A 24,040-nucleotide genomic window follows, 5' to 3' on the forward strand; every position below is an offset into this window, starting at 1 on the left:
TCCGGCACGTCGTCCGCGCTGCTGCTGGCGCTGCTCGCGGCGCACGGCCAGCAGGCGGTCTATGTCCCCGGCCGGACGGTGAACCGCATGTCGGGTGCTTACCGCGGCGAGGCGAAGACGGACGCCCGCGATGCCTACGTCATCGCGGAGACAGCCCGCCATCGCGGTGACTTCGCCGCGATCGACGTGCCTGCCCAGTTGGCTGCGGACCTTGCGCTGCTGACCGCGCACCGCTCGGACCTGGTGGCCGACCGGGTGCGGATGGTCAACCGGCTCCGCGACGTGTTGACCGGCGTGTTCCCTGCGCTGGAGCGGGCGTTCGACTACTCCGCCCACAAGGGCGCCCTGGTACTGCTGACCGGCTACCAGACGCCGGCTGCGATCCGCAGGCGCGGTCGGGCCCGGCTCACGGCCTGGCTCGCGAACCGCGGTGTCCGCGGTGCCGACGCGGTCGCCGCCACCGCGCTGGAAGCTGCCGGGGCCCAGCAGACCGTGTTGCCCGGCGAGGACGTCGCGGGCCGGATCGTGGCCGACCTCGCCGGGCGGATCCTCGCCCTGGACGACCGGTTGAAGGACCTCGACCGAGAGATCCGCGAAACCTTCCGCACCCATCCGCAGGCGGAGGTCATCGAGTCGATGCCCGGTATCGGGCCGATACTCGGCGCCGAGTTCGTGGTCGCCGCCGGCGACCTGTCCGCATACGCGGACGCCGGCCACCTGGCCTCCGCGGCCGGGCTCGTGCCGGTCCCGCGCGACTCCGGCCGCCGCACCGGCAACCTGCACCGGCCCAAGCGCTACAGCCGCCGCCTGCGCCGGGTGTTCTACATGTCCGCGCAGACCAGCATCATCCGCGACGGACCGAACCGGGACTTCTACCTCAAGAAGCGCGCCGAGGGCTGCAAACACGTCCAAGCCGTCATCGCCCTCGCCCGCCGACGAGCGAGCGTGCTGTGGGCACTCTTGCGTGACGGACGGGTCTTCACCCCCGCCCCGCCGGCCACGCAAGCGGCTTGACTTCGTCATTGAGACTCCTGGATCAGTGGTGCGGCGAGCGCGCGGGGTCCGGCTCGTCGGCGGCTCGGTGGCGGTTCAGGGACGCCTCAGTCCGACGGCCACGCGTCCGTGACCATCGCCCGCGTCTCGGCGAGCAGTTGCGGCAGCACACGGGTGTGGCCGACGACGGGCATGAAGTTCGTGTCGCCGCCCCAGCGCGGCACGAGGTGCTGGTGCAGGTGCGCGGCGATCCCGGCCCCCGCGACGTGGCCCTGGTTCATGCCGATGTTGAACCCCTGCGCGCCGGACGCCTTGCGCAGCGCGGTCATCGCCCGCTTCGTGAACTCGCCGAGCTCGACGGTCTCCGCGGGGTCGAGGTCGGTGTAGTCGGCGACGTGCCGGTAAGGGACGACCATGAGGTGGCCGCCGTTGTACGGGTACAGGTTGAGCACCGCGTACACGGCCTCGCCGCGTCGCACGATCAGGCCGGACTCGTCGTCCATCTTGGGGATCTGGCAGAACGGGCACCCGTCGTCGGGCGCAGGACCGGTCGGCTTCCCCTCCCCCTTGATGTACGCCATGCGGTGCGGGGTCCAAAGACGCTGAAACGCGTCCGGCTCGCCCACCCCGGTCTGCTGCTCCGGCTCGCTCGTCATGATGGGAATCCTATGACCCCGGGCCCCGGCGATCAGCGCACGGGTGGACTGACGGCACACTGGTCCGGAGCGCGCGCAAGTGCCCGCGCGGACCGGTCCACCGGGGTGGCGCGGGGCCGGGCACGGCATACTCGTCCCCGTTGGCGCGGTGCGGTCGCGGGCTCGGGGGCGTTGATGGGAACAGGTCGACGGCTGCGCGCTTCCGTGGGAGTGCTCGGAGCGTTGGCGGTCGTCGCGGTGGGCGCGTACTCCGTCGCCGCCGTGGCCGAGAAGGCCATGAAGGACGAGGCCGCCGACGACGCCCTGTACCGCTGCGATCCGGTCGCGGACAACCCCGGCGGCCTCGCCGCCGCCTTTCCCGCGCTGGGCCCGATCCGGGCCGCGACGTGGTGCACCAAGGTGCCGGGCTCCCCCGCCTACGGGCGCATCAGCAAGGCGGATCCCGCCGACCTCGCCTACTACGCCGTGGTCCGCGCCGACCCCGCGCACGTGGAGTCCGCGCTGCCCGGCCCGTGGCTGCCGGCCGCCGCGCCCGGCGCCGTCCTCCCGGCGCCCCTCGCGGCCCTGGTGCCGGCCTCCGGGACCTGGGTGCGGGGCTCGGACTCCGCCGTCTACCTGCACCACGAGTCCGGAACCGTGGTGCTCAACGGGGTCGGCGCGGAGCCGGCCGCCACGCCCTCTCAGGCGCTCGCGCCGCCGTCGACGACCACGTCGGTGCCGACCGCGAACCCCGCTTCGTCCGACGCGAGCCACAGGATCGTGCCGGTGACCTCGTGCATCGCGCCGACCCGGCCGAGCGGGATGCGCGGCGTGATGCGGGCGTCGCGCTGTTCCGGGGTCTCGCCGGGCAGCGATGACATCGGTCCGTCGTTGGCGCCGGGGCTGACCGCGTTGATGCGTACGCCCTCCCCGATGTGATCGAGCGCGGCGGCGCGCGTCAGGACGCTGACCGCGCTCTTGGATGCCGCGTACGCCGAAACGCCCGGCAGGCGCACGTGGTTGCCGATGTTCGACGCGACGTTGACGATCGTGCCCCCGCCATTGCGGCGCATGTGCGCGATCTCGTGCTTCATCGAGAGGAAGACGCCGGTCACGTTGACGTCGAGCACGTGCCGGAACGCGTCGGTGTCGAGTTCGGCGAGCGGGCCGGCCGGACCGAAGACGCCCGCGTTGTTGACGGCCACGTCGAGACGCCCGTGGCGTTCGACGGCGGTGGCGACCAGGCGTGCGACGTCGTCCTCGCGCGTCACGTCGGCGACGACCGCGGTCGCGGCGCCGCCGGCCTTCTCCACGAGCGCCACGGTGTCGGCGAGTTCGGCGGCGGTACGGCCGGCCACGACGACCGCGGCGCCTTCCTCGCCCAGCGCGATCGCGGTGGCACGGCCGATGCCGCTGCCTCCGCCGGTGACGACGGCGACCTTGCCGGTGAATCGAGCGGACATGACGACTCCTTATTCAAGAACGATCGATCTAGTATTCGGACACAAAAACAGCCCGACGGACCACGCCGGAAACGTGTACGGGTCAGACGAGCACCGAAAGGGTCTGCTCCGCGGTCGCCCGCATCCGCGCGGGGTCGGCACTGGCCTTCCCCATCACGCGCATGCCCTGGAGCACCGTGAGCAGGAACCGGGCGATCGCGCGCGGATCGCGGTCCGGCGGGATCTCGCCCTGCGCCTGCGCGCGGGTGAGCCCGGACAGCAGCGCGGCCTCGATGACGTCCCACGTCGAGGCGACCTTGTGGGCCAGCCCGGCATCGTGCGCGCTCATCTCGACAGCCGTGTTCACCAGGAAGCAGCCGCGCTTCGCGGTGTCCCGGCCGGCCTCCTCGGCGAACCGCCCGACCAGCGCGCGGATCGCCGGCAGCACCGGGCCGGGCTGCGACATCAGGCCCACGAAGTCGATGCCGTTCTCCAGGTAGCGGTCCAGCGCCTTGGCGTACAGGTCCCGCTTGCCGCCGTACGTCGCGTAGACGCTCGCCCGGGCGATGCCCAAGTGCTCGACCAGATCGGCCATCGACGTCGCCTCGTACCCCTTTTGCCAGAACAGCTCCAGGGCCCGCTGCAACACCGCGTCCGGGTCGAACTCCTTGGTCCTTGCCATGCCGGAAACCTATCCCTATCCAGAACGCTTGGTCAAGAAAGAAGGCCGTCCGGGCAAACGACTGCGGGGTCGGACACCCAGTGGTGTCCGACCCCGCACAATGCACCGCGGCGGCAGGCGCCCGTCGGGGAGCCTGCCACCGGTTGCTCAGACCTGCACCCGCTCCTCGACCGCCTTCACGATCTCGGCGACCGCCTCGTCGACCGGGATGCCGTTCTTCTGCTCGCCGTTGCGGTAGCGGAACGACACGGCGCCGTTGGAGGCGTCCTCGTCGCCCGCCAGCAGCATGTACGGCACCTTCGCCTTCTGCGCGTTGCGGATCTTCTTCTGCATGCGGTCGTCCGCCGTGTCGATCTCGACGCGGATGCCCTTCGCGCGCAGCTTCGCCGCGACCTCCTGGAGGTACGGGATGTGCGCGTCGGTGATCGGGATCCCGACGACCTGCACCGGCGCCAGCCACGCCGGGAACGCGCCCGCGTAGTGCTCCAGCAGCACCGCGAAGAACCGCTCGATCGAGCCGAACAGCGCGCGGTGGATCATGACCGGGCGGGCCCGGTTGCCGTCCGCGCCCTGGTACTCCAGGTCGAAGCGCTGGGGCAGCTGGAAGTCGACCTGGATGGTCGACATCTGCCAGGTGCGCCCGATCGCGTCCTTCGTCTGCACCGAGATCTTCGGGCCGTAGAACGCCGCGCCGCCCGGGTCGAGCACCAGGTCGAGGTTCTGCTTCTCGGCGGCGGCGCGCAGCGTCTCGGTGGCCTCCTCCCAGTCCTCGTCCGACCCGATGTACTTCTCCGGGTCCTTGGTCGAGAGCTCGAGGTAGAAGTCGTCGAGGCCGTAGTCGCGCAGCAGGTTCAGCACGAAGGTGAGCAGCGAGTCCAGCTCGCCGGCCATCTGCTCCTTGGTGCAGTAGATGTGCGCGTCGTCCTGCGTGAAGCCCCGCGCGCGCGTGAGGCCGTGCACGACACCCGACTTCTCGTACCGGTACACCGTGCCGAACTCGAAGAGCCGCATGGGGAGTTCGCGGTAGGAACGGCCGCGCGCCCGGTAGATCAGGTTGTGCATCGGGCAGTTCATCGGCTTGAGGTAGTAGTCGATGCCCTCGTCGAGCTGCATGGGCGGGTACATGCCGTCGGCGTACCAGTCCAGGTGCCCGGAGAGCTCGAACAGCTTCCCCTTGGTCGCGTGCGGCGTGTAGACGAACTCGTAGCCGGCCTCCTCGTGGCGGCGGCGCGAGTAGTCCTCCATCACGCGGCGGATGATGCCGCCCTTGGGGTGGAAGACCGCCAGGCCCGACCCGATCTCCTCGGGGATCGAGAAGAGGTCCAGCTCGCTGCCGAGCTTGCGGTGGTCCCGCTTCTCGGCCTCCTCCAGGAAGGTCAGGTGCGCCTTGAGCGCGTCGCGGCTCGGCCACGCGGTGCCGTACAGGCGCTGGAGCTGCTTGTTCTTCTCGCTGCCGCGCCAGTACGCCGCCGCCGAGCGCATCAGCTTGAACGCCGGGATGTTGCGCGTCGTCGGCAGGTGCGGGCCGCGGCACAGGTCCTTCCAGCACAGCTCGCCGGTCTTCGCGTCGAGGTTGTCGTAGATGGTCAGCTCGCCGCCGCCCACCTCGACGTTCGCGCCGTCGTCGCTGGTCGCGTCAGACCCCTTGAGCCCGATCAGCTCCAGCTTGTACGGCTCCCCGGCCAGTTCGGCGCGCGCGTCCTCGTCGGCGACCACGCGGCGCGAGAACAGCTGGCCGCGCTTGATGATCTCCTGCATCTTCTTCTCGATGCGCTTGAGGTCGTCGGGGTGGAACGGGGTCTCGACGTCGAAGTCGTAGTAGAAGCCGTCCTTGATGGGCGGGCCGATGCCGAGCTTCGCCTCGGGGAAGAGCTCCTGCACGGCCTGCGCCATCACGTGCGCCGTGGAGTGCCGCAGGATGTTCAGGCCGTCCTCGGAGTCCATCGGGACGGGCTCGACCTCGTCGCCGTCCGCCACGACGTACGCGAGGTCCTTGAGCTGACCGCCCACACGAGCGGCCACCACCGAACGGTCGCCGTCGAAGAGGTCGGCGGCCGTCGTGCCCGTGGCCACCAAGCGCTCTTCCCGCTCCGGGTCGCGTTTGATGATCACTCGGGCGTCGGACACGGCCATCTCCTGACATGGGGGTGATTGGTGCTCCGATGCTATCGGGGTACGGAGGCACCTCGCGCCTCGGTCGATCCGCCGCCGGCGCCCTGCCGGCCGGCTAGTCCCGGGACGACGGCCGGTACTCCCGCTCCTCGCACGGCGGTCCGGGCCGCGGCGGGCGCTCGGCGAGCAGTTCGCGGGCCCGGGCGCGGGCCGCGTTGGTGGCGTACCAGGGCTCGTCCGCCCTGCCGAGGTCCGCGGCGATCGGCCGCAGCAGGCACGACCGCTGCGGCTCCGGGAGCCGGTCGAGCCACGGCACGGCGTCCGCGGACAGGCCGTGCAGGTCGCGGACGTCGACCACGCCCGTGTCGCGCTGGCGTTCGACACCGACGCGCGCAATCAGCTGATCGGGGGACGCGAGGCCGAGGCCGAACAGGATCGCCGCGCCCGTGACGCCCGCGAGCCGCGGGAGCTGCCGTGCGGCACGCTCCCACGGGCCGGTGGCCAGGACGAGCACGAAGAGCACGCCCAGCCACAGTTCGAGCGTGGCCGCGCAGGTCCGCAGGCGTGTGAGGCCGGAGTACTCGACGTACAGCTCAAGCCGGTGCAGCGCGGCGACGACCACCGCCAGGGCCAGGACACACAGTGTGGCCAAGAGCGCCTCGAACAGCCGTCGCCCGGGTGCGCCCCTCCGAGGCCCGAAGCGCGACGCCGTGGCGACGACCGCGAGCGTGAGCGCGGTGACCACCAGCAACGTGAAGAACCCCTGGCGGGCATAGTCGGCGTAGTTGACGCCCTTGCGCGCCAACACGTCCTGGTAGCCGTCGAAAACGACCACCGCAATCTGCACGTAGACGAAGACCGCGAAGACGGCGTTCAGCACGAACAGCGGCAACGCCCACTCGACCACCCGCAGAACGCGTCCCCGCCGTGCTCTGTGCTCGACGGTGTGCGGGCGCGCGGCGAGGGACGCGGCGGCCAGCACGAACACGAACGCCGTTGTGCCCGTCGTGTACGCCACCGGTTCCCGGGCCGGATCGACCGCCCCGAACGCGTCGTCGGCCAACGCCGCCACCACCGCGTCGGCAGCCGCGAACAATCCGCCGAACACCACGACCACCACGACAGTGGCGACAAGCGCCCACGCCAGGCGACGGGCCGAGGTACGCCGCGCGACCGCCGCCGCCAACCCCCGCCCGGCCCACCCCAGACCCGGCTTCAACGCCCCCACCACCGCGAACGGCCGTGCCAGCACGGCCCGCCACCCGACGCCCCCGGACAAGGCGAGCGAACCGAAGCCCAATGCGGCCATGGTCGTGTACACGTGCAGCCAGCTGTCGTCCCGCAAGGTGGGCAGCGCCGCGAACGCGAGTGCCACGACCGCCCACACGACTCCCCACCCGCCGCGCACCCGAAATTGCCCGGTACCCGCCCGCGACACCACCGCCGCACAGGCCGCGAGGACGGCCGCCACGAGCAGGTTGGCGCCCATCGCGTCATGGAACGTGGCCGCCGACCAGGCACCCGCGGCCACCGCAATACCGAGCACGGCAACAAGCGCCCCAGGCTGCGGCGCATCTTGGGTGCGTCGCAACGCCTCGCCGTCGTCCGGGATCACCGCCGCCCCGCCGGGACGTCCCCCGCGCGCGTCGTTCCGTAGCCCGGCGACAGCAGAGACGGGCAGCTCGCGCTCGCTCGCACCGGCCTATCGCGCAGGATCCGCTCGGCGCGCTCGCGGGCCAGGCTCGTCGCGTACCAGGGCCGATCGCCGTCGGCGAGATCGGCGGCTATGTCGCGCAGCGCGCACGACCGGACCGGCTCGGGCAGGCGGTCGAGGGCGGGGACCGCGTCAACCCCCAGCCCCCGCACGTACTCCAGGTTCAGCCGCCCGGTCCGCTCGTACAGGCTGACGCGCTGATCGGCCACCATCGCGTCCGGCGAGGCCGCCGCGACCACCACGACGGTGACCAGCGCGGCCACGGCCGTCGTACGCGGCAGCGCCGCCACCACCGCCCGCCACACCAACGCGGCCAGTACCGACACGAGCACGACGCACATCCACAACTCGGCACCGGCCATCACCAGGCGCGAGCGACTGAGGCCGAAGTCGTCGATGTACGCGTCCGTGCGGTACAGGCTCGCGGCACCGACCGCCAGCGCGAGCACCGCCAGTACGCCGACCAGCCGCTTCGCGAGGCTGCGGTCGGCCGGCCGGTCGCGCGGCACGACGTACATCACCAGCGCGATGACGACGAGCGTGAGCACCGTGACCCACAACAACTGCCAGAACCCCTCGCGCGCATACTCGGCGCGCGTGGTGTCCGCGTCGTCGAGCGGCCCGTCGACACCACCGAAGAGCACCACGACCTGGACCACGACGAAACCCGCGAACAGCACGTCGAGCACCGCCAGGGGCACCGCCCACTCCATGCGCCCCCGCACCGGTACGCGCGGAACGTTCGGCTCCCGCCACAGACCCCCGCGCGGCGGATCGAACGCGACCGACGCCGCACCCGCGGCAAACGCAACACCCAGCGCCGCCAGGAAGGCCCGGACGAATATCTCGCCCCCGGGCACCAGTCCGCTCAGCAACTCGGCGAACACCGCGTCGGCGGCCGCGAACAACGCCGCGAACACGGCCGTCACCAAGGCGGTCAGCACGACCGCCCGAAACGCCGCGCCCGCGCTGCCCCGCCTCCGCGGCAGGACCCTGGCCAGCCCCCGGTAGACCCACAGCACACCCCGCGGCGCGAGGAGCAGCAACGCGAACGGACGGGTGGCGATCTGCCACCAGGTCCGGCCGCCGGCCAACGCCACCGAGGCGGCCCCGAGGGCCACGGCCAGGGTCAGGGGGTGGAGCCAGGTGTTGCCGTGCCACAGCGGGACGGCGACGAGGGCCGCGCCTCCGAGGGCCCAGATCAGCGTCCACGGGCGTATTCGACGGCCGCGTACGCCCACCGCCGCCGTCACGGCGACAGCCGCAGCGATGATGAGCGCGTTGGCCCCCAGACCCTCCGACACCGCGAACACCGCAGCCAGCAGCGCCGTGACCACTGTGCCCGCCAGCACCGCCGCAGGCGCCCCCTGGGCCGATTCCTTGTGGCCGGATATGCCCGTTCCGGGCCCCTCGTCGTACGTCGGCACATGCGCGTCGTCCACGGCTCCCCCTGCATCGTCCCCGTCTGCCGATGCCGGGGGAACCGCCGAAGGCACCGCCCCCGTCGGCGACTTGACGAGAACCGTAGAAGGGCGATGCGCGGATTCCGGGGCTCTTCTGCGGAGCGCCCGTGAAGATCATGTGCGGAATCGGCGGACGATTCTCCGCCGGGAGTGACCCCCATCAACCGCTTTGTCGCATGTAACCGGCCGGCTCTACCCTTCCAGTCGGGTAAATATCCCTCCCGGCGTCGAGATCGCTCGCCCGTTCGGGTGAGAATGGGCGCGTGATGCATCGGACGGACCCAGAGGCCGCACCGCTGCGGCCCGCCGTCCGAGCGCTGGCCGTGGCGCTGCTCATGCTGGGCGCGCTGATCGGCGGGACCTTCCCCGCCCAGGCCGAGCCGGCCCCCGCGCCACCGCCGCCGTCCTCCGCCGGCCCCCTGGCCTGCCCGTACCACGCGAAGAGCCCGAGCGACTCGCAGGGCAACCCCCAGGGCTGCGGATCCGAGGTCAGTGTCTGCACGCCGTCGACGGTCCCGCCGATCCCGCCGGTACTCCCGGCACCGCTCGGCTCGTTCGTCCCGCCGTGGCTGCTCGACCCGGACGGCACCGGCCCCGCGCTCGCCAGCTCGCCCAGCGCGGTGCCCACCGATCTGACCGGCCTTTGCGTCAGTCGCACCTAGAAGCGGCCCCTGCGACCGCCCGGCCCCGCACCCGCAGGGCCAGGACGGCCGCGTCCGCACACCCGCTTACACCCACACACTTTTCCCCGGAGGGAACCATGGGGCCGCAGCAGCCGGGCAGCTCGAAGAAGCAGAACAAAGCCGCAAAGAACGCGAAGATGGCCGCCGCGCGCCAGCGCGTCGCGGAACAGCGCGAGCGCGAGGCCAAGGCCGCGCGCCGACGCTCGATATTCATCGGTTCGGCGGCCGCGGTCGTCGCGATAGGCGTGATCGCGGGACTCGCGGCGATCGTCATGACCTCCGACGACGGCGACAGCGGCCCCGCGGGCTCCATCGACGCCGAGGTCACCGTCGCAGGCAACGTCTCCAGCACCATCCCCGGCGTCGTCGCCTACACCGCGTCGCGCGACCACGTCGGCTCGGGCGTGGACTACAAGCAGGTCCCGCCGGTCGGCGGCAAGCACGACCAGCGCTGGCTGAACTGCGGCATATACGACAAGCCCGTCCAGAACCGCAACGCGGTGCACTCGCTGGAGCACGGGGCCGTGTGGATCACCTACGACCCCAGTTTGCCCGCCGACCAGATCGAGAAGCTGAAGGCGAAGGCCAACCAGCCGTACATGCTGCTCACGCCCTACTCGGGCATGCCCAAGCCGGTCAACGCCACCGCCTGGGGCCTCCAGCTCCCGCTGGACAGCGTCGACGACCCGCGCCTGGACGAGTTCATCAAGCTGTACCGCAACGGCCCGCAGACCCCCGAACAGGGCGCGGCGTGCACGGGCGGAGTGGGGAAGCCGGCGTGACCTTCCGCACCAAGGCGATCGCGCTCGCCGCGACCGCCCTCATAGCCCTGCCCGTACTCGCGGCCTGCGACTCCGACGACGGCAAGGCCTCGGCGCCTTCGGCACCGCCCACGGTCATCGGCCTGGCGCCCGCCGCGGTGGCGAACCCGCCCGCCGACAACTCCGTCGAGGCCGGATTCGCCCGCGACATGAAGGAGCACCACGCGCAGGCGGTGGACATGTCGATGATCGTCCGGGTGCAGACCGAGGACGAGGAGATACGCAGCCTCGCGTACGACATCGCGACCACCCAGAAGAACCAGGAAGGCCAGATGTTCGGCTGGCTGGACCTCTGGGGCCTGACCCAGACGACCACCGGCCCGCCGATGACCTGGATGTCACCCGAGGGCATGGCGGCCATGGGCCACCAGATGGGCACTCCGGGCCCGGACACCCCCCGCATGCCGGGCATGGCGACCAAGGCCGAGATGGAACGCCTCGCCCAGGTCAAGGGCCGCGAGGCCGAGGTGCTGTTCCTGCAACTGATGATCAAGCACCACGCCGCGGGCGTCGCCATGGCCCAGGATGCCGCCAACCGCGCCACGATCCCGCAGGTCAAGAACCTCGCGCAGAAGATGGTCAACGGACAGACGTCCGAGATGGACCTGATGCGCGACCTGCTGGCCAAGCGCGGCGCCTGACGCGAGAGGGCCGGGTACGCACCGCGTACCCGGCCCTCGCCGTCGGTCAGCCGGCCTCCGCCCCGGCCTCCGCAGCAACCTCTTCCTGCGCCGCCCCACCCCGCCGGCGCCGCACGACCTTGACGATTCGCGCGGGTATGCCGACCAGCAGCGGTACGGACGCCCCCAGCAACATGCCGCACACAGCCACGAACAGCGGGCTGTCGTGCACGTACTTGCCGGCGAGTGCCCCCAGGGTCAGCGCGTACGACACGGATATGCCGGCCCCCACCAGCGTCGCCGCGCGGAACTGTCTCGGCGGATAACCCACGCGCCCCGCGAGTATGTTCACCGCGGTACGCCCCCCGGGCAGAAACCGGGCCGCGACCAACGCGGCCATCCCACCCCGATTGAGCGCGCGTTCCGCAAGGTCGAAGGCCTTCTGCCGGCGAGGCCCCAACGTCATGTCGCCACCACGCCGCAATCCCGCGCGGCCCACCGCGTAAGCGCACTGGTCACCAACAAAGGCGCCGACCGCCGCGAGCAGCAGCACCAACGCCAAGTATCCGAAGTTTCCGCGCCCCACGGCCGAAGAGGCCATCACCAGTTCGTCGCCCGGAATCACCGGCACAACAGAGTCGGCGCAGACAGTCAGCGGAAGTACGAGCCACAGCCAAGGCGAGAACAGCAGGCCTGTCCCGGCCGCGGTCACTGCGTGCCTCCGGTCCACCGGTTTGTACAGGGATGGTCGGTGTCGGTCACCGACCGATCATCGCGCGCCGCCCGACCACCACCGACGGCGGGTCCCAAAACCCCACCCGCCAACGACACCAGCCCACCCTCGACACCCACCCACAGCAGACCCACGACCCCAGCCGTACCCCCACCTTCGGCCTTGCGACGGAGAGGGGGTTCGCTCGCCTACGGCTTCGGACTGGTGGAAGTTCTCGTTCGCGGGTCGCGTCCTCGGGGTTTGATCGTGGTGCCGAACAGTAGCGGCTGCTGTTCGAGGAGCAACTCGCATCGGCGAGCGCGGACTTGCCTCGAGCGACGGTCAAGACGTTGATGTCGACCGAGGCGCCGAGTACGGCGATTGCTCCGACCAGCGCATCAACACCGCGCGCAGATCGAGCTGCAGATCCCTGCGCCTCGGCCAACTGCCTCCCCGGCCAGCCGCTGAACCGCCGGCACAGATTCGCGCGGGCTTCGGAAAGCGTCGCGCAGGCAAGCCACCACGCGATGCCGAAGGCGAGCACCACCTATAGCCGCGAAGCCGAAGGCGAGCCCACCGGCGCGAAGCCGAAGGCGAGCCCACCGCAGCTGCCCACGCTTGCCGGGGCGCGGGGGTCTGCGCTTCACCTGACCAGAACCCCCGACAGGGGGTGCGGGTGGCGAAGCCCCCGCCGCGGCGAAGCCGCCAAAAACAACGAGGGCGACCCGGTCCGCGCTTTCTGCGGACATGGGTCGCCCTCGCGCTCGTGGGCGATACTGGGATCGAACCAGTGACCCCTTCGGTGTGAACGAAGTGCTCTCCCGCTGAGCTAATCGCCCGGGCGCGGTAAGAACCTTACCGCATGGCAGGGGGTCGTCGTGCCGCCCTCAGAAGGGCATGGCCAGGCCGTACTTCCACAGGTAGAGGCCCGCGGCCGCGGCGATGAGGACGACGCCGACGATCAGAATGATCAGGTTGCGGCGGCGCGTCTTGGGGTCGAGGGCCCGTTGCGCGGCCTTCGTCGCCTGGTCCTTCGTCCACAGCAGCGTGCGCTGCGCCCACACGAACTCGGTGCCGAGGATCGCCAGGCCCACCAGGACCGCGGGAATGCCCGGCCCCGGGATGACCATCATGATCAGGCCCGCGACGATCACCGCGAAGCCGACGATCGCGACACCGATCTGCCACGTCAGGTGCAGCGTGCGGGAGCGCTTGATGAAGTGAGGCGCGCGGGAACCGTGCCCGCGGGGCTTCGGCACCGCCGACTCCGCGGCTTCCGCGCCCTCCGTCGCCGCCGGCGCGACGGTGTCGGTCTCCTGCGCCTTGTTGGTGGCGCCTGCGGCCCCCGTGTCCATCGTGGGTCCCCTTTCTCGGTGCATATCCGTCGCGCTGTGCTTGTGCCGTGCTGGTTCGGTGCTGATGCGGTGCTGGTGGCGTGGGTTCGCGCCGTGTCGCCCACGCCGTCCCGGGCCCCGTAACGTGGGCCTTCGCGTGCGGGAGGGACCACGCTACAAGGGGGCGCCCTGAGGGCACAGGCCCCGTACGCACATCGGTTCGGATACAAGCGTCGCAGAACAAACCGTCCCCCTGTTGGGGTACACCACGCGACCGGCCCGCCACAGCCCGTATGCCACCCGTACGGCCCCTTCGGGACACATCCGGTACGCGTCCGGGACAGACCCGCAACACACCGCCGGAGAGCCCCCGCGATTCGCCTCGGGAGTGCCCGCGAGGCCCTCCCCCGATGGGCTGACCGGCCTCATTGCGGTGTTTCGCGGGTACTTCGCTCTTAAGGAGTACCCAGAGGCGCGTATATCGGGCAACGACGTTTACGAACCGCGCGTAGGTGGGATGTTGCGAACGCCGAGTGCGAATCCCCGAGCGCACACTGAGCGAAAGGCCATGGCGCTTATGAACACCACGGTCAGCTGCGAGCTGCACCTGCGCCTCGTCGTCTCCGCCGAGTCTTCGCTTCCCGTCCCCGCGGGACTGCGCTACGACTCGTCGGACCCCTACGCGGTGCATGCCACTTTCCACACCGGTGCCGATGAGACGGTCGACTGGGTGTTCGCCCGCGACCTGCTCGCCGAAGGGCTGCGCCAGCCCTCGGGTACCGGAGATGTCCGCGTGTGGCCGTCCCGAAGCCACGGTCAGGGCATCGTGTGTATCGCGCTGAGCTCCCCTGAGGGCGAAGCGCTCCTGGAAGCTCCCGCGAGGGCGCTCGAATCCTTCCTCAAGCGCACCAACGCCGCGGTCGCGCCCGGTGCCGAACACCGCTACTTCGATCTCGACCGCGAACTCTCGCAGATCCTCGCGGAGAGCTGACCTCCCGCCCGCCGCCGTCGGCCTGCACGGCCGGTCTCCACGGGCCGTCCGGACAGGCGCCTTGCGTCGGGTCACGGCGGCGGGATTTCGTCCTCCGCGGGACACCGCAAACGCATCACCCGAGGCCGACCGGGCCTCCCACTCGGGGAAGAGGGTCCGGTCGGCCTCGGCACATCCGGGGCCGCCGAGACGGTTGGCCGTCGGCGCGGCCGGGTCCCGTCCGGCGGTCGCCGGGCGGCTCGCGTACGACGTTTGGGTCCGCATTTTCACGGAACCGCGACGTTTCCGGTTCGAGTCCGGTTCGGGTCGCGTTCGACTTGTGCCCGAAAGCGATTGATCCGCGGCGAGATCCGGATCCGTCGATCGGGTGCGGGCGGCTGCCCGCGCAGGCGTCCGGAAGCCGCCCGGGAATTAGGTGAACTTCCCGGTTATTCGCGCATACATATCCGCACCCGCGCATCCCGCACGAGTGACCGGATTCACAGCGTGCATCGCGACATAGCGTTCAACGCTATCCGTGACGGCTATTTCCGGCGGATCGCCTCGTCAGATTCCGCGGCGGCGCAGGATCTCCTCGATGTCCGCGAACTCGTCGCCCAAACCGCTGTCCCCGCGCCGCGACCTGGGTTGCTTGGCGGGCTTGGCCTTCGGCTGCGCCTGCGGTTGCCCGGCGGTACGCGCCGCGCTCCCGGCAGTCGGCGGCAGTCCCCGCGCCGTCGTCCCGGCACCGGTCAGCGAGGCGGGACCGGACGCCTCCTCCTCCGCACCGCCGCGCCGCGAACCGATGGCGCGCACGAGCAGCAGCAGCGTCACCGCGAAGGCGAGGACCGCGACCCCGGCCCACGCACGGATGCCGAACACCAGGTCGGTCGCCCAGTCCGCGGCGGCGTCGCCCACCCGCCGCGCGAGGGTGGCCAGCCCGGTCAGGTAGAGGCCGGCCGGGATGAGCGCGATGCCCACCCAACGTGTCGCACGCAGATAGCTGCCGGCTTGTGCGGACCGTACGGCCAGCACGAGCCCGAGCCCGGTCAACGCCGCGCACACCGCCCCCGTGACAATGCCTGCGTCAGACATCTCGCGCTCCCTCCGCGTCGGACACCTCCCATAGTGCCCCCCGTGCACTGCTGTGGCGTCGTCCGCGCGTACGAGTCACGATCTCCGACCTGGGAGAATCGCGGCATGAGTGCTCCCGTTCCGCTGCGCCTGGACTTCTGGTGCGAACTGCAATGCCCCGACTGCCGTGCCGCGCTCGCCGACGTGGCCGTGCTGCGCGACCGGTTCGGCCCCGAACTCATGGTGGAGCTGCGGCACTTCCCGTTGGAGAAGCACAAGCACGCGCATCTCGCCGCGCAGGCCGCCGAGGAGGCGCGGGCGCAGGGCCAACTGTGGGCGTACGTCGAAGCCGTCCTCGTGCGCGTCGCGGAACTCGCGGCGGCGAAGGGTGCGGCGGCGGAGAAGCTTCTCGTGGACATCGCGCGCGGGCTGGGTCTGGACGCGGACGAGATGGAACTCGCGCTCATCGACGGCCGCCACATTCTGCAGGTGGATGCGGACGAAGCGGAGGGGGCGGCCATCGGCGTCAAGGGCACGCCCACCTACGAGGTGGCCGGCAAGTTGCTCGACGGCAGCAAGGACCAGACCAGGCTGCGCGAGCAGATCGAGGCGATCCTGACCGACCGCGCCGCGGACCGTCACACCTAGGCGCAGCTGGGCACAGCGGGCGCTGAGCAGGGCACTGCTCAGGGCGCTGACAACCACGGCGATACAGCCGCCGACGCACCTCGCGCTAAAGGATCATCTTCCCGAGTTGCCGCGCCTGCGTGCGGTAGCCGAGGGCCGCGGCTATGTGCCGTGCGGCCGGGACCGGGCCGACGAGTTCGAGGCCGAGTTCGCCGAGGCCGGCGGTGTACGCGAAGTGTTCGGCGGTGCGCAACAGCAGTCTGCCGTGCCCCTGCCCGTGCCACGCGTCGTACACCTCGACCGCGCGCACCTCGGCGCGCCCGGGAACCGTCGGGGACGGATCGAGCCACACCGCCCCGGCCCGCGCTCCCGCCGCGTCGCACAGCTCGTACGCGCTGGTCTCGCCGCCGGACAGCCGCGCGCAGGCACGTGATTCGGCGGCGCGCCGCGACCAGCCGAGGCCGGTGAGCAGGGCGACGTAGCGGCGCCATGCGTCCTCGCGCCACTTCTCGTGGGCACTCGCGGACATGGGGGCGAGCGTCATTCCGGAAGGCGGTTCGGGCGGCGTACGCTCGGCGCCGAGTCCGCCCCGCACCCGCGCGACCAGATAGCGGCTGTCGAACACGTAGCCCAGCGACGTCGCCAGGCGGAGCCCGGGCAGGTTCCCCTCCGGAACCTCGACGGCCACGCGCCCGCAGCCGAGGCGACGCAACACCTCCTCGGCGGTGAGCAGCGCGACGCAGCCGTGCCCGCGCCGACGGCGGGACGCGAGGACCTCGATGTGGTCGATCCAGCCGGTGCCGTCGCCCCAGCGCCCGCCCGCGGCCAGATGCAGGCGGCCGATCGGGCGCCCGTTGGCGCAGATCGCGTACCAGTCCCCGGTCTCGACCTCCGCCCGAGTCCCCGGCGGAGCGGGCCGCAGTGTGGTGGTCACCCGGCTTCCCTCCCCTCGTCCGTCGAGGTGGTGCTGCCCACGACGGGAGCCGGTCAATCAACGCGCGGCGACCGCGGCGGATGCCACCGGCGAATGACATGTGCACGGCCGAGAATTGCGCACGGCCACGACGGTCAGGGGTCGATGTCGGCCGCGGAGCGCGTCGCGAACACCTCGGCTGCTGCCCGCGTGAGCGGTCCCGGTGCGGCGAGGTCGCGGGTGTCCACGCGGTGCACCGCCTGCACGTCGCGGAGGGACGAGGTCACGAAGATCTCGTCGGCCTCGCCGAGTACGGAGTAGGGCAGGTCGGCCTCCTCGGCATCCGTCCACTCCAGGACCAGTGCGCGCGTCACGCCCGCAAGGCAGCCGGATTCCAGCCGCGGGGTGAGCAGGCGTCCGCCGACGCCGACGAACACGTTCGAGCCGGTCCCCTCGCACAGCAGGCCTGCGGTGTTCGCGAACAGCGCCTCGGACGCGCCCTGCTTGGCGGCGCGCGCGAGCATCACCACGTTGTCCGCGTAGCTCGTGGTCTTGAGGCCGGTGGTCGGGGAGTTCTCGTTGCGCGTCCAGGGCACGGTGGCCACGGCCGTCGTGGGCTGGTGGGTCTTCGCGGGAGAGAGCGCGACGACGAGTGTCGCGGGCGCCGCGCCGCGGTCGGAGCCGAGCGGCGACGGGCCGCCGGTGTACGTGATGCGCAGCCGCCCCATCCCCTCCAGCGCGTTCGCCCCCAGCACCTCCGCACACGCCTCGCGCACCATGGCGAGGTCCGGGTCGGGCAGGCCGAGGCCGCGGGCGGACCGGGTGAGCCGGTCGAGGTGCCGAGTGAGCGCGAACGCCTGGCCGCCGGTGGCCTTCATGGTCTCGAACACGCCGTCGCCGACGGTGAATCCGTGGTCGACGACGGAGACGGTCGCGTCCTCCTCGTGGACCAGGCCGCCGCCGGTGCCGTCGCCCAGCCAGATCTTCATACGTCTCCCTCGGTTCTGTGGCGGGTGTCGCCGGCCACGACTCTGAGCAGGTGCGCGGCCTTCAGTTCGGTCTCGTCCCACTCGCCTTGCGGGTCCGAACCGTACGTGATGCCGGCGCCCGTACCGAAACGCAGGCGCCCCTCGGCGTCGACGAAGAAGCTGCGGATGCCCACCGCGAGTTCCGCTTCGCGGCGGTCGGCGTCGACCCAGCCGACCGCGCCGCAATAGGGGCCGCGCGGGACCGGCTCGAGTTCGGCGATGACGCGCAGCGCGCTGGACTTCGGCGCGCCGCTGACGGATCCGGGCGGGAAGGTCGCGGCGAGGAGTTCCGGCCAACCGGCGTCCTCGGTGAGCCGCCCGTCGACGACGGAGACGAGGTGGACGAGGCCCGGGTGCTTCTCGACGATGCACAGTTCGGGCACCGTCACGCTGCCGACCTCGCTGGTCCGGCCGAGGTCGTTGCGGACCAGGTCGACGATCATGACGTTCTCGGCGAAGTCCTTGGGCAGCAGGTCGGCTTCGGTGCGCCCGGTGCCCTTGATGGGCCCGGACTCGACGTGGCGGCCGCGGCGGCGCAGGTACAACTCCGGCGAGGCGCATGCGACTTGCACGCCGTGTCGGGGCAGGCGTATGACACCGCCGTAGGGCGCGGGGTTGCCCAGCGCCAAGCGGCTCGCGAGGCCGACGATGTCCGCACGGGCGGGATCGGGCAGCGGCGCGGTCAGCATGCGGCACAGGTTGACCTGGTAGACCTCGCCCTGCTCGATGTATGCGCGGATGCGGCGCACTCCGTCCCGGTACGCGTCCGCGTCCAGCGATGTCGTCCACGCGTCCGGTTGCGGGCCGTGCCAGGGCGCGGGCGGGAGTGGGGCCTCGCGTACGTCGTCGAAGCGCGCGCACACGACACCGCCCTCGAAGTCGACGACGACCGCCCAGAAGCCGCGCGAGTCCAGCGCGGCGGGATCGTCGGTGACGTCACGCAGTCCGGTCGCGAGGCGACCGCCGAGGTGGGCGAGGGCGGGGAGTTCGTTCACGCGTTCACGGGGTTCCACGGGATTCGCAGGGCGGCGGATCCGACCGTCTGGGATCGGCCCGACGCCGGTCGGCGGCGGGCACCTTTTATGGTGGCGAGCAATTGTGGCGAGCACCTTATTGTAAGGACGTTTGTAAGGACGTTCCGGACAGATGCCGGTCCGCGAACGGGGTTCCGCGACATCGGGATCCGGCCACCCGTTCCCGCGGATCTCCGCGCACGGCATGATGCGGTGTCAGGGGGCGAGGGGAAACTGTCGCGCCCGTGCCGTCCGCCGGGGGCGGCGAGGGATCCGCGCCCAGTGGACCGCCCGACCGCCCCGGCCCCCGGCATATGTTGTCGGCTCTGCTCTCTGGTCTGCATGTAACTGAAGGGTTCCATTCGTGCTCTGTCCCGCCTGCGGCACCTGGTCCACCCAGGCCGACCGCTGCTCGCACTGCGGTACCGCGTTGGCCGCGCCCCCGCCGGCGCCTGTCCCCGTGGGCGGCTCGGCGGCTCCCCAGCCCCCGGCGGCCCCGTACGGGCAGCCCGGCCCCGGACAGGGTGCGCACCCGCAGAACCCCTACGCCGCGCCGAATCCTTACGGCACCGCCGGTCCGCAGGCACCCGGGTACGGCACGCCGAACCCGTACGCCGCGCAGCAGGCGCCGTACGGTCAAGCCCCGGGCCAGCTGCCTGGTCAGGTCCCCGGCCAGATGCCGTACGGCGGACCGGGCTACCCCGGCGCGCAGCAGCCGTACCCGGGTGCGCCCGGGTACCCGCAGGCCGGCTACACCTGGCGTCCGCCGCAGCCCTTCAAGCCGCTCAAGGGCCTGGCCGTCTCGCTGTACGTGCTGCTGGGCGTCACCTCGCTCGGTGCGGTGGTCAGCCTGGTCTCGTACTTCATGCGTGCCTCGCTGCTGAGCGACCTGATCGACGACCCCGGCTCGGTCACCGGCGGCGAAGCGGACAACGCGGACAACTTCGTCACCGCTGCGACGGCGTTCGAAGGCGTCGTGATGCTGGCGACGGTCGTGGTGTTCGTCATCTGGTTCTACCGGGCGCGCGGCAACGTCGAACTGTTCGGCCCGTCACAGCAGACGCTGGCCAAGGGCTGGGCGATCGGCGGCTGGTTCTGCCCGGTCGTGTGGTGGTGGTTCCCGAAGCAGATCGCGCACGACATCTGGAAGGCGAGCGACCCGCAGGCGGCGGAGCGCGGCGGTGCGACGCCGGGGCGCAAGCCGCTGCTGTGGACGTGGTGGATCCTGTTCGTGCTCGCGGTCTGGACACCCGTCGGCGCGGCCTTCCTGTACCCGTCGGAGGACGACATCGTCTTCGACGACGCGAAGGACCTGCGTACGGCCGACTACGTGTCCGGGGGGCTGACCGTCCTCACCATCTTCGCGGCGATCGCCGCGGTCTTCGTGGTCCGCAAGATCACCGCGTTCCAGCACGCCCGTGAGGCGCAGGCCTTCGCGGCGCTGGGCCTGCCGCACGACGCCGCCGCGGCGGCGGCGTGGACCGGCGCCCCGAGCCAGGGCCCGACGCCCGGTCCCCTCGCGGCACCCGCTTCCGCTCCCGTGCCGGCACCGAGTGCACCGCAGGACGCGGCGCCGCCCGCGCCGAAGGCGCCGCCCGCCATGCCGACCGCTCCCCCGACGGTCGCCCCCGTGGCCCCCGCGGCCGCACCGGCCGCTTCGCCCGCCGAGTCCGAACCGGCGGCCTTCGCGTCGGGCCCGGCCGAGGCACCGCCCTCCCTGCCGGAGGAGCCCGAGGCGTTCCCGACCGCGGCGTCGGCTCCGGCCCCGTCGCTGGAGAAGCCCGAGCCGCAGGCATTCCCGACACCCGAAGCCCCGGCCGAAACCCCGGCTGAGACACCGGCCGGGGCTCTCCCGGCGACCGAGTCGGCCGCAGCGGCCGAGTCGGGTCCGCACGAGGAAGAGGCTTCTCCCCTGACGCTCACCAAGCGTCCGGAAGAGCCCGCGGCCGAAGCCGACGCCGAAGCGGCAGCCGAGCCGGTACGCGAGCACGAGCCCGCGGCCGAGCCGGAGCCCGAAGCGGGCACGACCATCCTCCCCGCGATCCCCGTCACGCCCGACGAGCCCCCGGCATCCGCGTCCGCCGCATCCGCCGCGCCCACCGAGGTCGTGGACCGGGCTCCCGAGCCGGACGCGCCCGCCGAGACCGCCGAGACGCCGCGCGAGGAAGCGGCACCGACCGAAGTCGTCGCCCGTGACGACGAAGCGGCACCGAGCACCGACTCCGACCGCGAGCCCACCTCCAAGGCATCCTCCGAGGCATCCTCCGAGACCACCCCGGAGCCCACCTCCGAGGCGGAGCCGGAGGCCGGCACGATGATCCTCCCGATCGACACTCCGCCGACCGACGCCCCGTCGGAGGACACCCCGTCGGAGGACGCCCCGCCCGCCGACGAGCCGCCGACCACGAGGCCGTAGCCTTCGGCGACATCGGGCACGCCCGCGAACGCCCCCGCGGCCCTACCGGGCCGCGGGGGCGTAGCCGTTCCCACCCACCCCGCACGCACCACCCCGTGTTCCCCGCCGTGCCCCCGGCATGCCCACTGACGTGCCCGCCGCCCGTGATCGGTCCGCTCACGATTCGTGTCCCGGGTCGCGCATTCCGGGCGGCCCGGACGTGTCCTGACGTCCCGGATGTGTCCCGGTTGTGAACGGATGCGGCCCCCGAATACCCCGCCCGGCATCCCACGCGCGACCCGTCACCGGCTCGTTGACCTGCGGGTTCGAGGCGAGGACCGGGCAGCGGACATTTCACCCCGAGGGTGGACCGCAGGGAAACGGAATTTGTCCTGGCCTCGGTTTCCGCTAAAGTTCTTCTCGTCGCCGGGAAGCGGAAACGCCGCCCGACACGCGGACGTGGCTCAGTTGGTAGAGCATCACCTTGCCAAGGTGAGGGTCGCGAGTTCGAATCTCGTCGTCCGCTCGGAAGATGGCTGTGGGGTCGCCGTGGGTCACCACCCACCCGGTCCCGCGCTTGGTGGAGTGGCCGAGAGGCGAGGCAACGGCCTGCAAAGCCGTCTACACGGGTTCAAATCCCGTCTCCACCTCGAGAAGAGAGTTCCGGTCCGCCGGAATGATCTTCCCCGCGCGATTAGCTCAGCGGGAGAGCACCACACTGACACTGTGGGGGTCACTGGTTCAATCCCAGTATCGCGCACCACCCCGATCGATCGGGCCGCCTGGATCTCGTTCCGAGGTGGCCCTGTTCATGAGGGGCGCGGCAACCGTAGTAGCATCTGTGCGGATCGCAAGATCCGTCCCGCGCGATTAGCTCAGCGGGAGAGCACCACACTGACACTGTGGGGGTCACTGGTTCAATCCCAGTATCGCGCACCGACGAATGGGTCGTAGGAGGCAACTCCTGCGGCCCTTCTTCGTGTTCGCACTCATGCGGGCATGCGCACGGGCAGTCGCACGGGCACACGTACCGGCACGGGCACCGGGCATGCGGCGGTCCCGGCGCGGGCCCGGAGTGATACCGGGTGGGGGCATTCTCGGTTTCGGCGGCGGCGGCTTTGGCCCGGCTACCATGACATGCCCGTCCTCCGGGCCGTGACGAGACATTCCTCGACCGACAGGCACGCCGATGACCCTCAGACGCCTGCGGCCGGCCGCCGACCGGGGGGCGATCGGCCCAGAGCCCTCGCTCGGCGACCGCCGTGCGACGCTCGCCGCGTACGCGGCGATCCTGGCGATCGCCGTCATCGACGCCCTCATCGACCCGGCCATCCCCGGCGCCGTCGCCCTGGGCCTGGTCGCCCCGGCCGCCGCCGGCGTCTGCAGTCGGCGCCAGGTGGCGGGCGTCGCCCTGACCGCGACGGTGAGCGCGGTGGTCCTGGTCACCTGGTACGAATCGACCACCGTCACCTCCAAGTTCATCCACGTCGCGGTCATCGGCTCGCTCGGGCTCGTGGCACTGGGCGTGACCTCCACGCGCCTGCGCCGGGAAGCCCAGCTCAGACACGCCCGTTCGGTGGCGATGACGTTGCAGAGCGCGGTCCTCGAACCGGTCCCGCCCCGGCTGCCCGGGCTGGACCTGGCGAGCCTCTACATGGCCGCGGAGGCGGAGACGCTGGTCGGCGGCGACTTCTACGCCGTGGTCGACGGGCCGCACGGGATCCGCATGTTGATCGGCGACGTGCGCGGCAAGGGCCTGCCCGCGGTGAACACCGCGGCGGCGCTGATGGCGACGTTCCGCGAGGCGGCGTACCACGAGAAGGACCTGACCGAGGTGGCGTCGCGCCTGGAGGGGCGTATCCACCGCCTCACCTCGGAGCGCACCGGGCCGCCCGGCGAGCGGTTCGCGACCGCGCTGCTGATGGCGTTCGACGAGCCGGACCGGCTGCGCCTGATCACGTGCGGCCACACGCAGCCCATCATGTTGCGCGACGGCTCCGCGACCGAGATCGAACTCGGTGACATCGCACCGCCGCTCGGCCTCGCCCCGCTGTATCCGGGCGGGGTGAAGTACGTCGAGCACGAGATCGCGTTCGAGGCCGGCGACACCCTGGTGGCCACGACCGACGGCATCAGCGAGGCACGGGACGCCGAGGGACAGTTCTACCCCGCCGCCGCCCGGCTCGCGGGGTGGAGCCGCGCGTGGCCGCAGCACATCGTGCTGCACCTGTACAGCGACCTGCGCGGGCACACCGGCGGGCCGTTGCAGGACGACGCCGCGGCGCTCGTCCTCCAGCGCCCCCGCCGCGAGACTCCCGCCGGGACGCGCCGCCGCATGCTGCCCATCTGATCCCCAACTCGGGCAATTCGCCTGCCAGACAGGCGTGTTCACCCGCCCGTTCGGGTGCACCGTCAAATCTCTTTCACACATGCGCAACATGTGAGGGCGTCCGCGGAAACAGGCCGTCCCTCTACTAGGTCACGACCCGCCGCGACGGCGGGGCGCGGCTAGGGTTCCGCCGCTCGGTGCCGAGAGCGCCGGCGGGACTGGTCCGAGAGCCGCAGGCGGGGCCATGCGTCGGCCCCGTTCCACGGCGGGAGAAAAGCCCGGGAGGCCAGGTCGATCCGGCACGTCCGGATCCCGGTCCCGGGGAGCGCCCGTGACGCATCATCAGCACCTCCACAACGCGGCGGCCGTCACGCGCAGCAGGATCGCGTACGCCGACGCGCACCTCCCTCCCGGTTCCCGGGCACCCCATCGCCGCGCCCCTCACCCCTGCGCCGACCCGCGCGCGGAAAGGCCCATGCC

20 protein-coding genes, 5 tRNA genes and 1 riboswitch are annotated in these 24,040 nt (G+C 71.6%); of the genes, 12 read left to right on the forward strand and 13 right to left on the reverse strand.

What is annotated here, in order from left to right:
• A partial coding sequence (locus ACWD12_RS38490; RefSeq protein WP_450103527.1) for an IS110 family transposase occupies positions 1–1,014 on the forward strand: 1,014 nt, incomplete at its 5' end.
• 86 nt (positions 1,015–1,100) lie between these two features.
• On the opposite strand, the gene ACWD12_RS38495 is transcribed toward ACWD12_RS38490, so the two are convergent.
• From ACWD12_RS38495 to ACWD12_RS38520, 6 genes are all read right to left on the reverse strand, one after another.
• Complete coding sequence (locus ACWD12_RS38495; protein WP_450103528.1) at positions 1,101–1,649, reverse strand: HIT family protein; 549 nt, start codon at positions 1,647–1,649, stop codon at positions 1,101–1,103.
• Between the two features lie 680 nt (positions 1,650–2,329).
• Positions 2,330–3,091, reverse strand: coding sequence for an SDR family NAD(P)-dependent oxidoreductase (locus tag ACWD12_RS38500; RefSeq protein WP_450103529.1), 762 nt, complete (start codon positions 3,089–3,091; stop codon positions 2,330–2,332).
• Positions 3,092–3,173: 82 nt separating this feature from the next.
• Complete coding sequence (locus ACWD12_RS38505; RefSeq protein WP_450103530.1) at positions 3,174–3,752, reverse strand: TetR/AcrR family transcriptional regulator; 579 nt, start codon at positions 3,750–3,752, stop codon at positions 3,174–3,176.
• A 147-nt stretch (positions 3,753–3,899) separates the two neighbouring features.
• Positions 3,900–5,879: a threonine--tRNA ligase gene (gene thrS / locus ACWD12_RS38510; protein ID WP_450103531.1), complete on the reverse strand. Its 1,980-nt coding sequence runs from the start codon at positions 5,877–5,879 to the stop codon at positions 3,900–3,902.
• A gap of 100 nt (positions 5,880–5,979) precedes the next feature.
• Entirely contained in the window at positions 5,980–7,410 is a 1,431-nt protein-coding gene (locus ACWD12_RS38515; RefSeq protein WP_450103532.1) for a DUF4153 domain-containing protein, read from the reverse strand.
• A gap of 65 nt (positions 7,411–7,475) precedes the next feature.
• Positions 7,476–9,020, reverse strand: coding sequence for a DUF4153 domain-containing protein (locus ACWD12_RS38520; RefSeq protein ID WP_450103533.1), 1,545 nt, complete (start codon positions 9,018–9,020; stop codon positions 7,476–7,478).
• A 284-nt stretch (positions 9,021–9,304) separates the two neighbouring features.
• Between ACWD12_RS38520 and ACWD12_RS38525 the strand changes: the two genes are divergently transcribed.
• The 3 genes from ACWD12_RS38525 to ACWD12_RS38535 all read left to right on the forward strand — a co-directional run bounded on the left by ACWD12_RS38525 (position 9,305) and on the right by ACWD12_RS38535 (position 11,186).
• Positions 9,305–9,703, forward strand: coding sequence for a hypothetical protein (locus tag ACWD12_RS38525; protein WP_450103534.1), 399 nt, complete (start codon positions 9,305–9,307; stop codon positions 9,701–9,703).
• A 98-nt stretch (positions 9,704–9,801) separates the two neighbouring features.
• Complete coding sequence (locus tag ACWD12_RS38530) at positions 9,802–10,506, forward strand: DUF3105 domain-containing protein (protein WP_358357466.1); 705 nt, start codon at positions 9,802–9,804, stop codon at positions 10,504–10,506.
• Complete coding sequence (locus ACWD12_RS38535; RefSeq protein ID WP_358357469.1) at positions 10,503–11,186, forward strand: DUF305 domain-containing protein; 684 nt, start codon at positions 10,503–10,505, stop codon at positions 11,184–11,186. The genes ACWD12_RS38530 and ACWD12_RS38535 overlap by 4 nt, the downstream gene beginning before the upstream one ends.
• 46 nt (positions 11,187–11,232) lie before the next feature.
• On the opposite strand, the gene ACWD12_RS38540 is transcribed toward ACWD12_RS38535, so the two are convergent.
• The 3 genes from ACWD12_RS38540 to ACWD12_RS38550 all read right to left on the reverse strand — a co-directional run bounded on the left by ACWD12_RS38540 (position 11,233) and on the right by ACWD12_RS38550 (position 13,232).
• Complete coding sequence (locus tag ACWD12_RS38540) at positions 11,233–11,877, reverse strand: DedA family protein (protein WP_450103535.1); 645 nt, start codon at positions 11,875–11,877, stop codon at positions 11,233–11,235.
• Between the two features lie 767 nt (positions 11,878–12,644).
• Positions 12,645–12,716 (reverse strand) — tRNA-Val (locus tag ACWD12_RS38545).
• 48 nt (positions 12,717–12,764) lie between these two features.
• Positions 12,765–13,232 carry a TIGR02611 family protein gene (locus ACWD12_RS38550; protein ID WP_450103536.1) on the reverse strand — a complete coding sequence of 156 codons (468 nt, stop codon included), beginning with the start codon at positions 13,230–13,232 and terminating at the stop codon, positions 12,765–12,767.
• Positions 13,233–13,788: 556 nt separating this feature from the next.
• Between ACWD12_RS38550 and ACWD12_RS38555 the strand changes: the two genes are divergently transcribed.
• On the forward strand, positions 13,789–14,202 hold the full coding sequence (locus tag ACWD12_RS38555) for an SsgA family sporulation/cell division regulator (RefSeq protein WP_231779752.1): 414 nt from the start codon (positions 13,789–13,791) through the stop codon (positions 14,200–14,202).
• A 546-nt stretch (positions 14,203–14,748) separates the two neighbouring features.
• Here ACWD12_RS38555 and ACWD12_RS38560 read toward each other — a convergent pair.
• Positions 14,749–15,276, reverse strand: a complete 528-nt coding sequence (locus ACWD12_RS38560) for a hypothetical protein (protein WP_450103537.1) — start codon at positions 15,274–15,276, stop codon at positions 14,749–14,751.
• A gap of 105 nt (positions 15,277–15,381) precedes the next feature.
• On the opposite strand from ACWD12_RS38560, the gene ACWD12_RS38565 reads away from it, so the two are divergent.
• Positions 15,382–15,903 (forward strand): DsbA family protein, encoded by a 522-nt coding sequence (locus ACWD12_RS38565; protein ID WP_450103538.1) that lies wholly within the window; start codon positions 15,382–15,384, stop codon positions 15,901–15,903.
• An 85-nt stretch (positions 15,904–15,988) separates the two neighbouring features.
• Here ACWD12_RS38565 and ACWD12_RS38570 read toward each other — a convergent pair whose 3' ends face one another.
• The 3 genes from ACWD12_RS38570 to ACWD12_RS38580 all read right to left on the reverse strand — a co-directional run bounded on the left by ACWD12_RS38570 (position 15,989) and on the right by ACWD12_RS38580 (position 18,818).
• Positions 15,989–16,816, reverse strand: coding sequence for a GNAT family N-acetyltransferase (locus tag ACWD12_RS38570; RefSeq protein WP_450103539.1), 828 nt, complete (start codon positions 16,814–16,816; stop codon positions 15,989–15,991).
• 134 nt (positions 16,817–16,950) lie between these two features.
• A complete protein-coding gene (locus ACWD12_RS38575; protein WP_450103540.1) occupies positions 16,951–17,784 on the reverse strand; it encodes an aminotransferase class IV in 834 nt (277 codons plus the stop codon).
• Positions 17,781–18,818 (reverse strand): chorismate-binding protein, encoded by a 1,038-nt coding sequence (locus ACWD12_RS38580; RefSeq protein WP_450103541.1) that lies wholly within the window; start codon positions 18,816–18,818, stop codon positions 17,781–17,783. Before ACWD12_RS38580 ends, ACWD12_RS38575 begins: the two co-directional genes overlap by 4 nt.
• A gap of 382 nt (positions 18,819–19,200) precedes the next feature.
• Here ACWD12_RS38580 and ACWD12_RS38585 point away from each other — a divergent pair, with 382 nt between their 5' ends.
• The 6 genes from ACWD12_RS38585 (at position 19,201) to ACWD12_RS38610 (ending at position 23,581) form a co-directional block, all read left to right on the forward strand.
• Positions 19,201–21,252, forward strand: a complete 2,052-nt coding sequence (locus tag ACWD12_RS38585; protein ID WP_450103542.1) for a DUF4328 domain-containing protein — start codon at positions 19,201–19,203, stop codon at positions 21,250–21,252.
• Positions 21,253–21,684: 432 nt separating this feature from the next.
• Positions 21,685–21,757, forward strand: a tRNA-Gly gene (locus tag ACWD12_RS38590).
• 53 nt (positions 21,758–21,810) lie between these two features.
• A tRNA-Cys gene (locus ACWD12_RS38595) sits at positions 21,811–21,881 on the forward strand.
• 38 nt (positions 21,882–21,919) lie between these two features.
• Positions 21,920–21,994: transfer RNA gene (locus tag ACWD12_RS38600), tRNA-Val, on the forward strand.
• Positions 21,995–22,095: 101 nt separating this feature from the next.
• Positions 22,096–22,167: transfer RNA gene (locus tag ACWD12_RS38605), tRNA-Val, on the forward strand.
• Positions 22,168–22,420: 253 nt separating this feature from the next.
• Positions 22,421–23,581 (forward strand): PP2C family protein-serine/threonine phosphatase, encoded by a 1,161-nt coding sequence (locus ACWD12_RS38610; protein WP_450103543.1) that lies wholly within the window; start codon positions 22,421–22,423, stop codon positions 23,579–23,581.
• A 147-nt stretch (positions 23,582–23,728) separates the two neighbouring features.
• Positions 23,729–23,847, forward strand: a riboswitch (guanidine-I (ykkC/yxkD leader).
• Positions 23,848–24,040 lie beyond the last annotated feature (193 nt).

Source organism: Streptodolium elevatio (assembly GCF_053592165.1).